Raw genomic sequence first — 14,616 nt, forward strand, 5'->3', positions numbered from 1 at the left:
GCGAGACACGGCGGTCACCTCGCGACCTCGAAGCGGTCCGCGTCGGCGTCGCCGGCGTCGCCGAACGTCACGGTTCGCGAGTCGGTCACGGCCCATCCGAGCCCGTCGTACAGCGGCCGGGACCGCTCGGCGTCGCCGCCCAGGTCAGCCCACAGCGTCGCGGTGACCTCGACGCGTCGACCGCCCCCCGGCTCGGGCGTGAGCCCGGTGTCCGTCCAGTCCGTCCGCGGACGCTCACCGACCGCGCTCGGCGCGGCGATCGGGAAGGGGTTCGCCTCCCAGACGGGAACCGGCACCGCCCGGTACTCCCCGGGCGCCAGGACGCGGACGCCGACGAGCGACGCGGGCGAAGTCGGGTCCCCGTCGCCGACCGACGCGGCGTGGACGCCGAGGACGAACGAGTCGCGCTCGTCGGCGTCGGCCGCCATCCCGGGCGGCTGGTCGGCCAGCCCCGGGCCCCCGTCTGTCTCCGGCGCGTCCGTGGCATCGCTCGTCTCCGGATCGCCCGCGGCGTCCGGGGCATCCGGAGCGTTCGGGGTCCCCGGTGCGTCCGGGGCCGCCTCGGCGCCGGGGTCGAGCGACACCGACGGCTCCGCGGGCGTCGAGGCGTCGGGCCCGACCGCCGCCCGCGGCAGCAGGGCGCTTCCCCGCCACTCGTCGGCGAGCCGGCCGATCGCCGTCTCCTCTGCGACCAGCGCGGCCAGCGGGAGCGCCGACGGTCCCGACCCGCGGGGACAGACGACCCGCGGGACGACGAACACGTACCCCGTCCCGGACTGGACGCACGCCACGGTCGTCACCTCCGCCCGCCGCTCGCGCGGCGTGGGGGGTCGAACGGCCCCGCGCGGCGGTCTCGACGGCCGAACGCGGCCGACGGCTCTCCGTCTCCCGAACGGTGCGAGTGATCCCGGATCATGCTTGTGCGTACCGGTCTCCCGGTGCAGGCCCACCGGCGGAGTCGAACCGCCGTGCTCCGAGTGGGCGAGTCGCCGCGTCGCGGCGCTATATCGTCACCTGGTCCGTCGAATCGACCGCGCTGTCGTCGTCGTCCTCGAAGACGAAGTCCACGTCGTAGGTCCCCGACGGCGCCGCGATACCGCTCACCGTCAGCTCCAGGAAGGTGTCCGACGTGTACGTGTTCGAGTTGTCGGGGTAGTCGAGCTCGACGGTGTCCCCGTCGACCGCGACGACTTCCGAACCCGAGGGACCGACGCTCCAGGCGGTGTCGTCGACCGACGCCCCCGAGAGGGCGAAGGGGAACTCGACGTCGACCGTCTCGATGGTCGCGCCGTCGTCGTCGTCACCGGGAAAGCCCTGCACCGTCACGGTCGCGGTCTCTTCCTCTTCCTCCCCGCCGTCGCCGTCGTCGACGGTGCTCGTGCCGCCGCCGTCGTTGCCGCGGCACTGCTCGGTGTAGAAGCCGAAGTCGAAGCTCACGGAGTCGCTCTGGACCTCGTTGCCGGCGTCGACCGGGAGCCACCAGCCGAACCCGACGAAGTGGTTCACGCCGGGCTGGAAGCACTCGCGGTCGGCGCTGTCGTCGGGGTCCGACAGCTCGTCGAAGCCGGTTTCGAGTCCCGCGTCCAGCGGGATCCCGGCACCCGAGGACAGCGCCGCCAGGTCGTCGGCGAGGGTCCCGCGGTGGAACACCTCCTCGTCCATGGCGATCGCGTCGGTGATCGCGCTCAGGACGCCCGACACCGCGCCGGGGTCGTCGCTGCTGAAGTAGTCGCCCTGGCTCCCCGCGATCTCGTCGCGGAGGTACGTCGAGAGCAGCGGGACGCCGGACTCGCCGTCGCGACCCGACGGCGCCCGGCCGTCGTTGATCCCGACGGCGAGGATCCGGTGATCGTTCCGGACGGTGTCGGCGATGTCCGCCGTCTCGTCGAGCTCCGCGTCCTCGACGACGGCGTTGTCGCTGTCGCCGCCGCTGTACGGCCCGACTTGATAGCCGCCGACCTCGTAGGGCCCGTTGCCGTAGTTCGGTCCGCCGTCGGTGAACAGCACGACGAACGTCTCGGCGCCCGAGCGCGCGTTCGCGTCCAGTTCGGCCGCAGCGATCTCAAGCGCGGCGGGCATCGCGGTGCTCCCATTGGCTGAGAGCCCGGAGAAGGAAACCGGTCCGTCGGTGAGCGCGGTGAAATTGCTCACGTCGTCACCGAAGGACACGCCGCCCACGCGGGCGTCGGCGTTCGCGTCAAGACCGGCTGCGAGGTCGTTTGCCGCGGTCTCGAGCGCGCTCACGTCGTCGCCGTTGAGTGACCCCGACGTGTCCACCGCGATCATCACGTCGACCGCCCCGACCGAGTCGTCGACGACGTTGTTGCCGTCGGTGTCGTACCACCAGACGGTCCGGATCTGCTCGGCCAGCTCCGGGTCGGCGGGGCTGTCGTCGACGGTCGCCTCCGGCCCGGTCAGGCCGTTCTCGGACTCGGAGACATCACGGGCCCGCAGCCAGACGTAGCCGGGGTTGTCACAGAGGTGGAAACTCAGCGTGAGCTCGCCGAAGTCCCCCGGTTTGACGTCGTCGAGGCTGACCAGCGGCTCGACCTCGCCGTCGACCAGTGTGTCGGCGTTGTTCGTCCGCAGCCCGCCGACAGGGTCGAAGTGCTCGTCGAGGTCGGCGCCGTCCCGGCAGGGGGAGTAGGCGAACTCGCCGTCTTGCATCTCCTGAACGCCGTCGTCGTTCGGGTCCGGGAACGACTCGATCGACGTGTTGGCCATGTACGCCGGGAGGTCCCCCTCGGCGACCCAGACCACGGGGTTCTCAGGATCGGGGAGGCCGACGTAGCCGTCGCCGTCCGGTTCGACTCGGGTCACGTCCAGATCCGCGGCGGGGTCGTCGAACCCGTAGCGTTGCGGGTAGGAGTAGTGTTCCTCCCAGTCGACCTTGAGGTCGAGTTCGCCCGCCGCGAACGTATTGCTCTCGAACGATTCCTCGTCGCTGAACAGCGCGGACGTACCCAGTCCGGCGCCGGCGCTCGCGAGCCCGACCGCGCCGAGCCCGCCCAGCAGTTTCCGCCGTGAGAGTTCCATCGGTTCGTCGGTCATCGTACCACCCCGTCAGGGGCAGGCCCACCGGCGGAGTCGAACCGTCGCCGCGTCTCGCGGGCGCCAGCGTGGGTGTCGTCGGTCATCCCGCGGTCACGCCCCGCCGAACGGAGTCGCGTTGTTGCGGGTCTGTTCGGCGTCAAACCGCAGGGTGAACGTCACCTGGTCGCCCTGCACGTCGTTGCCGACGCGGATCGGCAGTTCGAGCAACTGGTAGAACCAGGCGGCCTCCGAGTTGGTCCCGACCGTCAGCGGCTCGCCGTTCCCGTCCCGGAGCACCACGCCCGACCGATAGACCTCGTGGGCCTCGTTCATCGTCGTGTAGTGGGCGCCGCTGGCGGTCACTCCGTCCAGGTCCGGTCGCTCCCACTCCGAGAGGCCGGTGTCCTCGTTGTCGGTCGTCGTATCGAGTCCGGCGAGGTCTCCCCGGCTGATCCCGCCGCTGAGATCCTCGTACGACGCCCAGATCGTCGACAGGAGCGCGTCGCCGAGGTCGCCCGGCGGGTCGGTGTCCGTCTCGGAGTCGGGAGTCAGGCCCTCGGTGTTCGAGTAGTCCTCGTCGACCGAGGTGACCCGCACGTACCCCGGGTTGGCGATCACCTCCGGGTTCCACTCGAGGACGAGCCAGTCGCCCGGCTTCAGGTCGGACACCGTGATAGTGACCGCCTCGCCGTCGGCCGTGTCCTTGGGCGTGATCGCGGTGTTGTCCCGAACGGTGGGGGTGCTGTGGGCGATGTTGTCCACCGTGACGCGCAGGTTCAGCGCGCCCGCGCTCAGCTGGGTGTCCGCGAACGATTCCTCGTCGCTGAACAGTGCCGTCGTCCCGAGGCCCGCGCCGGCGCCGGCGACACCGATGGTGCCGAGTCCGGCGAGCAGCGAGCGCCGCGTGAAGCGGACGCCGTCGGTCGAGTCGTTGTCTCCGGTCATGGTTACTACACCCGTGTATCGGGCGAGGCCCGCCGGCGGAGTCGAACCGCCGTCGTCGCGGTGACGAGTCCCGGCGCGGGTCCCGGCGGCCGTGCCGCCGGAGCGGTCGCGCCGTCCGCGGGCGCGACCGATGTCGCAGGGGGTATGTGGGGTCCGGGGGAGCGGTTACCCGAGGCTCACTCGGGCGCGGCGGTCCCGTCGGGCGTGTCGGTCCCGTCGGGCGTCGCCGTCTCGCTGACCGCGCTATCGCCGTCGAACGGCACGTCGTTGTTGCGGACCTGCTCGGCCTCGAACACGAGGTCGAACGACAGCGTGTCGCTCTGGATGATGTTGCCCACGTCCTCGGGGACGTACAGCAGGAGACACCACTCCGCCGAGCCGGGGCCGTCGGGAGTGCCCTCCTCGGGGTCCGACCCGACCACGAGCGGCTCGCCGTCGCCGTCGCGCATGATCACGCCGTCGGAGAACGTGTCGTAGGTCTCCTGCAGCGTCGACCCCTCGGGAGCGGCGGGATCGCCGCCGCTCGGCGAGAGGTAGCTGCGCGGCGGGTCGCTGTCGGCACCTGCGTCGAAGCTCCGGTACACTTCGGCGAGCATGAAGTCCTGCAGTTCGCCCGCACCCTCGGGTTCGTCCGGGTCGTTGCCGTCGGTCGGCTCGGGCTCCGTGTAGCCGTTCTCGCTGGTTTCGAGGCCCTCCGTGCGCGTGCGGACGTAGCCGGGGTTGTCGCCGACCTCGAACTCGAAGCAGACGATGCCCCAGTCGCCGGGCTTGACGTCCGAGACCTGGATGCCGGTGACCGCCTCGCCGTCGGCGGTCGCCTCCAGCTCCGCCAGGTCGACCTGTTCGGCCCAGTACTCGTTTGCGGCCTCGACCGACGCGGTGACGCTCAGATCGAGCGTGCCCGCGGTGACCGAGTTGCCCTCGAACGATTCCTCGTCGCTGAACAGCGCCGTCGTCCCGAGACCGGCGCCCGCGGACGCGACACCGATGGTGCCGAGCCCGGCGAGCATCTGCCGGCGGGACAGTCCGAATTCCTTGTCTGACATGAGTTGTTTCCACCCGTTCCGCGGGACGGGACGGGCTTGCTACGACCCACAGCGGGACACCCCATAGGTAATTACCAGATTTTTTATCAATCGGCCCGTTCGACGGGTTCGAACGCGTCGTTGGTCGGGGACAACCGGGGATTTGCTCACCGATGGTACCGTTCGAGGGCTTAACCACGGGTTCAGGCGGCGAGACCGGGACGCGGGCGGACGGGTCGTTCCCACGGACGGTGGGGCGGGATCGGGCTTCCGGAGGTTCGACCCGTCGGCGAGCGGTTTCGGGGGGGAGACGGTCGTGGTGAAACGGGCCACCGGCGGGGTTTAACCGACCGTTCGGTCGTCCGAAACGGCGGGTTCGGTCGTAAACCACCGGATAAGCCGGGCCGGCGGATCGCCTCCCTGACCGCCTCAAAACGCCGTATCCGGCAAAGCGGGTCGATAATTAAGCGGGCGGGGGGCGTGGCCATTCTCGGGATGGGTATGGGCACGTTACGAAACACGCGGTCGTTAGCCGAGGAACAGATCCACGACGTTCTCAGGAACGAGCGGCGACGGGCGGTACTCACGCACCTTCAGCGGACCATCGGGTCGGTCTCGCTGCGGGAGCTGTCGGTCTCCATCGCGGAGCGAGAGTCGGGCGAGTCGCCGCCGCCGACCGACCTCCGCGAGAGCGTCTACAACTCCCTCCACCAGACGCATCTGCCGAAGCTGGACCGCGAGGGCATCGTCGTCTACGACAGGGACCGGAAGACGGTCGCCCTCGACGAGTCCGCCCGCGAGGTCGACATCTACATGGAGGTCGTCTCGCCGTACGGGATCACCTGGGCGTCGTTCTACCGCGCGCTGGCGACGATCGGGCTGGTCGTCCTGCTGAGCGTCGAACTGGAGTTCCCGGTGTTCACGCGGCTCGACCCGATACTCCTGATCACGGTCATGCTGCTCGCCGTCGCCGTCTCGACGAGCTACCAGCTCTGGAACCGGCGCTGGTTCGTCCTGTGGGCACTCACGGACTGACCGCGAACACCGCGTCCCGGTGAGCCACCCCTCCGGCGGCTCCCGGCTCGCTCTCGCCGGTCAGCCGTGTCTCCCCTTCTGATAGACCAGTACGAGCAACACCGCGAACAGTGACAGCTCCGCGTAGGCGCCGTCCAGCACCGCTGGCGTCAGCGTCCAGGTCGACGGGTCGACCACGGCCAGCGCGAGCCCGGCTGCGGCGACGGCGATACTCCTCTCCAGGCGGATCGGACCCTGCGACTCCGCTCCGTTCGAGCCCGTCGTCTCCCCCGCGTCCGCCCCGTCGCGTTCCGAGCCGACGATGTCGAGGCCCCGCGGCTCGACCGTGACGGTCTTGCGTTCGGAGTCGTAGTCGACGACACCGTGGTCGGCGAGCTTCGGCAGGTGCGTCTGGTGGAGCGTCACGTAGACGCTCTGACGTTTGTTCCGCGGGGGCGGCCGCTCGCCTGTCTCGGCGGCTGCGATCTCCTCGGCGAGGTCGGAGAGGGCCCACGTCCGTTCTCTCCCCAGCAGTTCCAGTACCCGCATCCGCCGCTCGTTGCTCAGTAGTTCGTGAACCGTCGTGCGGTCCAGTTCGTCGCACCTGTCCCCACCCGGGGGCCCGAGCCCCGGAGACGACGCCTGTGGCGTGATCGGTCGTGACATGTGTCTCGGTCTCTGCCGGCTGCCACTGGTCGTGGCGCTGGCGGCGTTCTCTGACCGTTCCGGCCGGCTATCCACACCCGTAGAACCCACCGGAACGTCGCCTGTTCGTTTACCGTCTACCGACTAATCGTTGGTGACTACATGCGTAGTATGATCGGTTACTATTCTGATTGGTTCTTGTCCCGGGCTCCGGCCCGCACCGTTTTGTCTCCGGGTACGGTACGTTGACACATGGTGCGGACCAGCACTGGTAGCGGCGGACGATCGGGGGACGACGAACCGGACGGGGGCGCTCGCCACGGCGGTTCAGGCAACCACCCGGACGGGAACGGCCGCTGTGACTACTGTCGGCTCCCGGTCCCGGGCGACCCCGTCGTCGCCGATCGCGACGGTCATCGGTACGCGTACTGCTGTGTCGCCTGTCGGGAGGCTGCCGGCGAGGGCGACAAGGTGTTCACCCAGTTCCACGGCTGTCGCCGGGTGCCGACCGGCGTCGACCCGCTGGACGAGAGCCTCCCGCAGGGGATCCCCCGCAACTCGTTCGTCCTCCTGACGGATCTGGCCGGCACCCGAACGGAGTCGATCCAGGCCGAGCTGGTGTGGCGCGCGCTCCAGCGCGGCGAGCCGGCCGTCTTCGTCTCCTTCCTCGAACCGCCGATGTCGGTCGTCCAGGAGTTCGTCACGCTGGACTGGAACGTCCTCCCGTACCTGGAGTCCGGGCAACTGCAGATCCTCGACTGTTTCACCTACCGCCTCGAGAATCGCGAGCGGATGTACGACCGGCTCAACGACTGGAACACCTTCCTCTCGGAGACGGCCGCCGACGCGACCACGCAGGTCCGCGACCCCACGGAACTGGGCGAACTCCACAACCGCATCGACGACGTGCTCGAGGACCGCGACATGGAGGACCGGGGGGTCGTCGTCGTCGACTCGCTGACGGAGTTCGGGGCCTTGGTCCAGCCGGTCCAGGCCTACGACTTCCTCAAGGACGTGCGCGCCGAGGTGTGCAAGAGCCGGTTCGTCCCCATCTACGCGGGGGCCACCGTCACCGGCGAGGACCAGCAGTTCCCCCACGACCTGAACTACATGGTCGACGGCATCGTCGAACTGAACCTCGACGAGGAGCTGGTCGAGGGGTCACTGATGAAGCAGATCCGCGTCCGGAAGATGAGCGGCGTCCTCACGCTCCCGAAGTGGACGCTCTACGAGTACACCGCCGGCGAGGGCATCGTCACCATCGAACTCCACGAGGGACCGCCCGGCGAGGGCGACGGGAGTCAGGGAGCCGCAGGCCAGCCCGACGCCGGCGGTCGGCAGGGCGGCGGCCAGCAGGGCGCCGGATCCGGCGGACGGGGAGGGGGCTCCGGCGGACAGGGGGACGGTTCCGGCGACGCGCTCGGCCAGGGGCCGCCCGCCGGTGGCCCGCCCGAGAGCGGAACGGCGGAGGACGCGCCCGCGAACGGGGACGACGGGGAGCAGGCCGGCAGCGAGAGCGGCGAGTCCGACGGCGAGAGCGACGGGACGGACGGCGAGTAGCGCGACCGCGCCGGGGACCGGTCGTCAGTCCGTCCGCGGGAGCGCGACCGCGCCGGCGGCGACCGAGACGGCGGCGAGCGCGACGAGCGCGAGCAGGTAGCCGAGTTCCGGGGCGAGCGGTCCCGTCGGCGGGACGGCGCCGCCGTCGGTCGTCGCGCGGACGCCGCGGGCGAAGTAGGTCAGCGGCGAGAGCATCGTCGCCGGCTCGAACCACCCCGGAAGGAGGTCCAGCGGGACGAACGTCTCCGAGAGGAAGAGGAGCGGGAGCGCGATGGTGTTGCTCGTCGCGATGACGCCGTCCTGGGAGTCGGCGGTCGCGCCGATGACCGCGCCGACCCCGCAGAACAGCGCGACGCCGACGACGACGTAGGCGACGAGCAGGAGCGCGACGGCCGGGGTAAGCGGGACGGCCGCGCCGGTCAGCGCGACGACCAGCGCCAGTAGCATCAGCGCGGCGAGGCCGATGACGACGACGTTGACGACGGTCTGGGCGAGTAGCCACTCGGCCCGAGTCAGCGGCGTCGTCGCCAGCTTCTCGAAGCGGTTGCCCTCGCGGTGGCGCGCGACCTCGCTGCCGACCCGCGACAGCGGCGTGAACAGGACGACGACGGCGAGATAGCCGGGGACGTAGTAGACCGCCGGCTCGGTGAACAGCCCGCCGCCCGTGGGCTGTGTCTGGACCAGCGCGCCGAAGATGACGACGATGAGCAGCGGGAAGAGGAAGGTGAAGAACACGGCCGTCCGCCGGCGGAGGAAGGATCGCCAGCCCGCGCGGACCGACGCGGTCACCCGGCCGGTCCTGGTCATCGTTCGCCCTCCGTGGGGGCGTCGCCGCCGGCGCTCGCCTTGGGCGAGTCAGCCCCGACCGCCGCGCGCTCGCGGCGGCGGCCGTCGTAGGTCCCGCCCTCGCCGGCGAGTTCGAGGTACACGTCCTCCAGGTCCGGCTCCGACCAGGTGAGCGCGTCGTAGCTGGCGCCGGCCGCGGCCAGCGCGTCGACCACGTCGCCGATGGCCTCCGGCGGCACGTCGGAGACGACCAGCGAGTCGCCCGCCCGCTCGGCGGGGAACCCCAGGTCGAGGGCGGCGGGGTCTGCGTCGGTTTCGACGACGAGCCGGCTCTCGCCGCCGAACTCCGCGACCAGCGCGTCGGGGTCGTCCGCGGCGACGAGCCGGCCGTCGGCGAGGAGGCCGACCCGGTCGGCCAGCCGGTGGGCCTCGGCCATGTCGTGGGTGGTGAGGACGATGGTCGTCCCGTCGTCGGCCAGCGATTCGAGGAGGTCCCATAGCGCCCGGCGGCCCGCGGGGTCGATGCCGGTCGTCGGCTCGTCGAGGAACAGCAGGTCGGGGTCGTTGACCAGCGCCGAGCCGACGCAGGTCCGCCGTTTCTGACCGCCCGAGAGGTTCTCGTACCAGGTGTCGGCGGCGTCGGCCAGGCCGACATCGTCGAGGACTGCCTCGACGTCGCGGGCCTCGTCGTAGAGGCCGGCGTAGTAGTCGAGCAGTTCGCGGGCGGTGAGCCGCGCGGGCGGGTCGAACGCCTGCGGGAGCAGGCCGACGCGCTCGCGGTCCACCTCCCGCGGGTCGGCACCGAACAGTTCGACCGACCCGTCGGCGTCGGTGGTGCCCGTCAGCGCGCGGACGAGCGTCGTCTTGCCCGCGCCGTTGGGGCCGACGAGGGCGAACACCTCGCCCGCGCCGACCGAGAGGGAGACGCCGTCGAGCGCGACCGTCTCGCCGTAGGACCGGCGCACGTCCTCGGCGACGAGCGTCGCTGTCATGGGCGAATCGACGGCGGCGCCGCGCAAAGGCGGTTCGGTTCGGAGCGCCCGCGACCGGATCGAACGGAGAGCGTCGGCGGAGTCGAGGAGGGAGGGAGCGTCAGCGGAGGGTGGATGGAGGGCCGAACGACAGCGGGGAACTCGGAGCGGAGGGCCGAACGACAGCGGGGAACTCGGAGGGGACGGCCGAGCGTCGGCGGGGGAGGGACGGCGACGGGGCGAGTGGAGGGGTGCGCCAGCGGGGGGCCGGTGGAGGGGAACGTCAGCGGGATCGGATGGAGGGGTGCGTCAGCGGGATCGGATGGAGGGGAGCGTCAGCGGGGTACCCGAGTCGCTACGGGAGGGGAGTCAGACCGCGCGGGGGGAGGGATCCGGGGGCGGCGTCTCGGCGCCGCCGTCGTCGCCGTCGCGGCGGCGGGCGGCGATAGTGAGTGCGCCGGCCCCGAGGCCGAGCAGGGCGACGCCGAACGTCAGCAGGTCGCCGAACACCGGGATCTCCGCCAGCAACTCGATACCGACGACGCCGACGAGGAGCGCGGCCCAGCGGTTCTCGACGCCCGCCTCGGCGAGCACGCGCCGCCCGACGAGATACTCGCCGTAGACCAGCGCGACCCAGGCCGCCAGCGCGAAGACGGCGCCGCCGGCGAACGCCAGTGGGAGTCCGATGATAGTCAGCGCCACCGCGACCAGCGCGGCCGGCACCGCGATCATCGTCGCCAGGCCGGCGGCGACCGAGCGGCCGGGCTGGTCGGTCACCGTCTCGACCATCTCCCCCGAGAAGTCGGGGAAGACCACGAGCAGTAGCGCGCCGACGACCAGCGCTCCGACGGCGGTGAGGAGACCGACGACCGGCGAGGGCAGGAACGCCAGGTCGTCGAGCGCTTCGAGGTCGTCGACGGTGACGCCCCACTGGAGGCCGTCGAAGCTCAGGCTCTCGTCGTGGGTCACCGTCCCGTCGACGGCGGCCCCGTCCGCGCGGTCGAGGCTCTCGCCGTAGGCCACGTCGCCGTGGACGGTCGCACCGTCCTCCAGGCGAACGGTCTCGGAGCCGGTCACGTCGCCGTCGACCGTCCCAGCGACGGTGACGGTCCCGGCCGCGGCCTCCACGTCACCCCCGACCGCGGCGTCGGGGCCGACCTCGACCGAGCCGGCGGCCGACTCGACCGTGCCGCCGACGCGACCCTGGACGGTGACCGAGCCCGCGGCGGCCTCCACGTCGTCGGTCACCTCGCCGGTGACCCGGACGGATCCGGCGGCGGCTTCAACGTCGCCCTCGACGGTCCCGCGGACGACCACGTCGCCGCTCACGACCTCCAGGTCCGAGACCGTCTCGTCGGGGCCGACGACCACGTCACTGCCGACGGTCTGGTCGACGAATTGACCGCCGGCCGGTGCGCCAGCGGCGGGAGCGTCGTTCGCGAACGGTACTGCGGCCGCCGCGCCGGGGGCCAGCGCGGCGGCGAGGGCGAGCACACAGACGAGCGCGACGAACCGCGTCGCGCCGGCGGGGGAGTCGGTCCGGCTCATGCAGTTCGACGTAGCCCCCGCGACACCCTGTATAAGGGTGGAGAGCTTCCGACCCGGTAGTCCGGGGGAAGATTTATATAATTGTTCAGAGGGCGGCGCGCACGTCCCGGACGATAGCGTCGACGTCGAAGGTGTCCCGTTCCTTGTCGTAGACGATCTCGTCGCCGACCTCGACGCGGAAGACGCCGTGGTCGCCCATCACCAGTTCGAAGCGGTCGATCTCGCCTTCGAGGCTCGAGAGGATCGCCTCCTGGGTGTCGAGCGCCCGCTCGCGGAACCCGCAGGGGACGCAGTACTCCAGCGTGACTGTCGTCATGAGTCCCCGTAGGCGGTTCCCGGCGATAAAGATGGGGGCGTCGTTCGGGTGTGTCCGGTACGGGCGGTCCGCTGGCGCGCCGTCGCGGCAGTGTCAGATGTCGCCGGCCATGGCGTCGAACAGGCGGTCGACGAACTCCTCGCGGTCGAGGCCGTCCCCGGGGCCGAGCCCTTCCATGTGTTCGACGGAGAGCTTCCCGCCGCCCATGCGGGCGTGGCCGCCGGCGCTGGCCATGGGGATGTCGTCGACGGCGGTGCGGAGGGTCTTGCCCATGTGGACGCGGTCGTCGCGCGACCGACCCGAGAGGTGGATCTTGTCGCCCTTCTGTCCGATCACGACGACGGCGGTCACGCCCTCCAGCTGGCTCAGCTCGTCGGCGGCCTGGGGGATGGCGTCGACGTTGGAGAGTTCGCCCACGTCGGAGACGGCGAAGGCGTTGCGGACCGACCGCCGGTTGATCGCGCGGGCCTTCACGTCGAGCACCTCGGCGTCGACCTGCGGGTTGGCGATGCGGTCGAGGCGGTCCTCGTCGATCCCCTCGTAGAGGTACGCGCTGGCCTCGAACTCGGCGGCCGAACAGCCCTTCGTCAGGTGTTTGGTGTCGGACTGGATGCCGTAGAGCAGTCCCGTCGCGGTGCCCGAGCGGAGTATCCGGTCGTCGTCGTCCTCGATGTCCTCCTCGTCCTCCGGAGCGACGGGCGTCCAGCCCTGCTGTTCGAAGTACTCGGCGAAGATGCTGGCACAGGAGCCGCGGTCGGGCCGCACGTCGGTGAACTCCGAGCCGGTGCCGTCGCCCGGGTGGTGGTCGACGACGGCGAACGGTTCGACGGAGTCGGCGCCGGCGAACCCGCGGGGTTCGTTGTGGTCGACGAGGACCACGTCCTCGGCGAGCAGGTCGCTCGCGTCCTCAACCCGGTCGAACTCCAGGTCCAGGACGGTCTCGAAGGCGCGGTTCTCCTGGTGGCGGATCTGCTTGGAGTACTGGAGGTGGGCGTCGACGCCGGCCTCCGCCGCGAACTCCCTGACGGCGAGCGCCGAGGCCATGGCGTCGGGGTCCGGTCTGGGGTGCATCAGGACCGAGACCTCGTCGCGACCGGCGAGGAGGCCGGTGAACTCCGCACCCGGAGTCCGACGGAACCGCCGGATCCCCCACCAGAGCGCGACGAGCACGGCGAGCAAGCCGACGACGGCGGCCGCCAGGACGAGCGGGTCCTGTTCCGCGACCGCCGCGGCGGCGTCCGCGGGCGCGACCGCCCCGACGCCACCCGCGGCTGCGTGTGGCATACCCGGCCTGTCGACTTCGAGGGTCAAGTAGTTTCTCACTACCACACTGTCCGACGGATCGACGAATACCACGGTCGAAACGGCCTAAAAGTCCGAATACCGATCCGGTATCTCCGTGACCTCTCGGACACCGAATACGTTCGCCCGGGCTCAGGTCGTCCCGCCGTTGTCCGCGGGATACGCCTCGACGGCGGCCCGGTATCCCTCCCGGTAGGTCGGGAAGGCCAACTCGTAACCGAGCTCGCGCAGTTTCGCGTTCGAGACCCGCTTGCTCGTCCGTAGCCGGCGCTCGGCGGGCGCCGAGAGGTCGCCCGCGGCGAGGCGGTCCTCGACCGTCCGCTTGGGCGGTTCGGGCTCGCCGCACTGCTCGGCCAGCCAGTCCGCGAACGCCCACTTCGAGACGGGCTCGTCGTCGGCGACGTTGACGGCTTCCCCCCGCGCCACGTCCGATTCGAGCAGGTACCGTACCGCGCCTGCGGCGTCGTCGCGGTGGACCATGTTCAGGTACCCCTCCGTCACCGGCCCCTCGACGTACCGGGCCAGTCGGTACCTGTCCGGGCCGTACAGCCCGGCGTACCGTGCGACCGTGCCGTCGACCCCGTACTCTGCGGGCTGCTCGACGGCGATCCGCTCGGCCTCCGCGAGCACCTCCGTCTTCGCCGTCGTCGGTTCGATGGGCGTCCCCTCGTCGACCCAGTCGCCGCCGTGGTCGCCGTATACGCCTGTGCTCGACGTATACACGAAGCGGTCGGGCGGGTCCGTGCGCCCGCAGAAGTGGTCGACGGCCGTCGCCAGGCCCTCGACGTACACCTCGCGGGCGGCCTCCGCGCCGCGGCCGCCGCTGCTGGCCGCGAAGACGACGGCGTCGGCGTCGGGCACCGCCGCCAGCGCGTCGTCGTCGGTCACGTCCGCCTGCACGCCCGCGAAGCCCGCCGCCTCGATCGACTCGACGCCCGCCGCCGAGCGGCGGACGCCGACGGCGTCGTGGCCGGCGGCGGTCAGCTGTCGGCCCAGTTCCAGCCCGACGTAGCCGCAGCCGAGGATGGCGACGCGCATTATCGGGCTTCGAGGAAGCGGTGGATCGCCGCGTACTCGGCCAGGGTGATCGGGTACCGCCCCTCGACCTTCTGCTGGATCTCCTTGGGGTCCATCGCGTCGTCGAGACCGACTGCCACGGCCTCCACGTCGACGACCGCGGTGGTCATCCCCATCAGGAGGATGTCCAGCGCCTCCGCCTTGATCGTCTCGCCGTCCGGCCGGTCGGGGTCGGCCGAAAGCACCGCTGCGGCGGCCTCCAGCGTCAGCTCGGGCTCCTCGCCGGCGGCGATGGCCTCGACGACCTCGCGGTCGACCCCCGACCGCGAGACGACCGTGTCGACGCCGACCGATTCGACCGTCTCGGCCAGTACGTCGCCGTACGCGCTCCGTAACTCCTCGGCCGACTGCTCGCCCGCGGACTCGAACTCGCCTCTGAGCATACCCCTCCTTC

14 protein-coding genes and 1 pseudogene are annotated in these 14,616 nt (G+C 71.1%); 2 read left to right on the plus strand and 13 right to left on the minus strand.

The genetic code is table 11. The annotated features are described in order from the left end of the window. Positions 1-14 precede the first annotated feature (14 nt). The 5 genes and pseudogenes from ACMGFI_RS11085 to ACMGFI_RS11105 form a co-directional block, all read right to left on the minus strand. Entirely contained in the window at positions 15-791 is a 777-nt protein-coding gene (locus ACMGFI_RS11085; RefSeq protein ID WP_436909657.1) for a hypothetical protein, read from the minus strand. A gap of 211 nt (positions 792-1,002) precedes the next feature. Then, complete coding sequence (locus tag ACMGFI_RS11090; protein WP_436910235.1) at positions 1,003-2,724, minus strand: vWA domain-containing protein; 1,722 nt, start codon at positions 2,722-2,724, stop codon at positions 1,003-1,005. A gap of 149 nt (positions 2,725-2,873) precedes the next feature. After that, positions 2,874-3,051, minus strand: a pseudogene (locus tag ACMGFI_RS11095) (TasA family protein); the annotation flags it as partial. Between the two features lie 93 nt (positions 3,052-3,144). After that, positions 3,145-3,978: a hypothetical protein gene (locus ACMGFI_RS11100; RefSeq protein WP_436909658.1), complete on the minus strand. Its 834-nt coding sequence runs from the start codon at positions 3,976-3,978 to the stop codon at positions 3,145-3,147. A 176-nt stretch (positions 3,979-4,154) separates the two neighbouring features. Next, a complete protein-coding gene (locus ACMGFI_RS11105; RefSeq protein ID WP_436909659.1) occupies positions 4,155-5,024 on the minus strand; it encodes a SipW-dependent-type signal peptide-containing protein in 870 nt (289 codons plus the stop codon). Positions 5,025-5,504: 480 nt separating this feature from the next. Between ACMGFI_RS11105 and ACMGFI_RS11110 the strand changes: the two genes are divergently transcribed. After that, positions 5,505-6,038, plus strand: a complete 534-nt coding sequence (locus ACMGFI_RS11110; protein ID WP_436909660.1) for a DUF7344 domain-containing protein — start codon at positions 5,505-5,507, stop codon at positions 6,036-6,038. A gap of 60 nt (positions 6,039-6,098) precedes the next feature. Here ACMGFI_RS11110 and ACMGFI_RS11115 read toward each other — a convergent pair whose 3' ends face one another. Beyond that, positions 6,099-6,683, minus strand: coding sequence for a DUF7344 domain-containing protein (locus ACMGFI_RS11115; protein WP_436909661.1), 585 nt, complete (start codon positions 6,681-6,683; stop codon positions 6,099-6,101). 231 nt (positions 6,684-6,914) lie between these two features. Here ACMGFI_RS11115 and ACMGFI_RS11120 point away from each other — a divergent pair, with 231 nt between their 5' ends. Then, positions 6,915-8,222, plus strand: a complete 1,308-nt coding sequence (locus ACMGFI_RS11120; RefSeq protein WP_436909662.1) for an RAD55 family ATPase — start codon at positions 6,915-6,917, stop codon at positions 8,220-8,222. A gap of 24 nt (positions 8,223-8,246) precedes the next feature. Here ACMGFI_RS11120 and ACMGFI_RS11125 read toward each other — a convergent pair whose 3' ends face one another. From ACMGFI_RS11125 to ACMGFI_RS11155, 7 genes are all read right to left on the minus strand, one after another. Further along, complete coding sequence (locus tag ACMGFI_RS11125) at positions 8,247-9,029, minus strand: ABC transporter permease (RefSeq protein ID WP_436909663.1); 783 nt, start codon at positions 9,027-9,029, stop codon at positions 8,247-8,249. Further along, positions 9,026-10,000 (minus strand): ABC transporter ATP-binding protein, encoded by a 975-nt coding sequence (locus tag ACMGFI_RS11130; RefSeq protein ID WP_436909664.1) that lies wholly within the window; start codon positions 9,998-10,000, stop codon positions 9,026-9,028. Before ACMGFI_RS11130 ends, ACMGFI_RS11125 begins: the two co-directional genes overlap by 4 nt. Before the next feature lie 348 nt (positions 10,001-10,348). After that, positions 10,349-11,527 (minus strand): bactofilin family protein, encoded by a 1,179-nt coding sequence (locus ACMGFI_RS11135; RefSeq protein ID WP_436909665.1) that lies wholly within the window; start codon positions 11,525-11,527, stop codon positions 10,349-10,351. An 85-nt stretch (positions 11,528-11,612) separates the two neighbouring features. After that, positions 11,613-11,843 (minus strand): Rdx family protein, encoded by a 231-nt coding sequence (locus tag ACMGFI_RS11140; protein ID WP_436909666.1) that lies wholly within the window; start codon positions 11,841-11,843, stop codon positions 11,613-11,615. Positions 11,844-11,936: 93 nt separating this feature from the next. Then, positions 11,937-13,127 carry a DHH family phosphoesterase gene (locus ACMGFI_RS11145; protein WP_436909667.1) on the minus strand — a complete coding sequence of 397 codons (1,191 nt, stop codon included), beginning with the start codon at positions 13,125-13,127 and terminating at the stop codon, positions 11,937-11,939. 150 nt (positions 13,128-13,277) lie between these two features. Further along, the gene (locus tag ACMGFI_RS11150) at positions 13,278-14,183 is read right to left on the minus strand and encodes an SDR family oxidoreductase (RefSeq protein ID WP_436909669.1); all 906 of its coding nucleotides are present in this window, start codon (positions 14,181-14,183) and stop codon (positions 13,278-13,280) included. Further along, entirely contained in the window at positions 14,183-14,605 is a 423-nt protein-coding gene (locus ACMGFI_RS11155) for a DUF5791 family protein (RefSeq protein WP_436909670.1), read from the minus strand. The genes ACMGFI_RS11150 and ACMGFI_RS11155 overlap by 1 nt, the downstream gene beginning before the upstream one ends. Positions 14,606-14,616 lie beyond the last annotated feature (11 nt).

It is taken from the genome of Halosimplex marinum (assembly GCF_051414075.1).
Lineage (GTDB): Archaea > Halobacteriota > Halobacteria > Halobacteriales > Haloarculaceae > Halosimplex > Halosimplex marinum.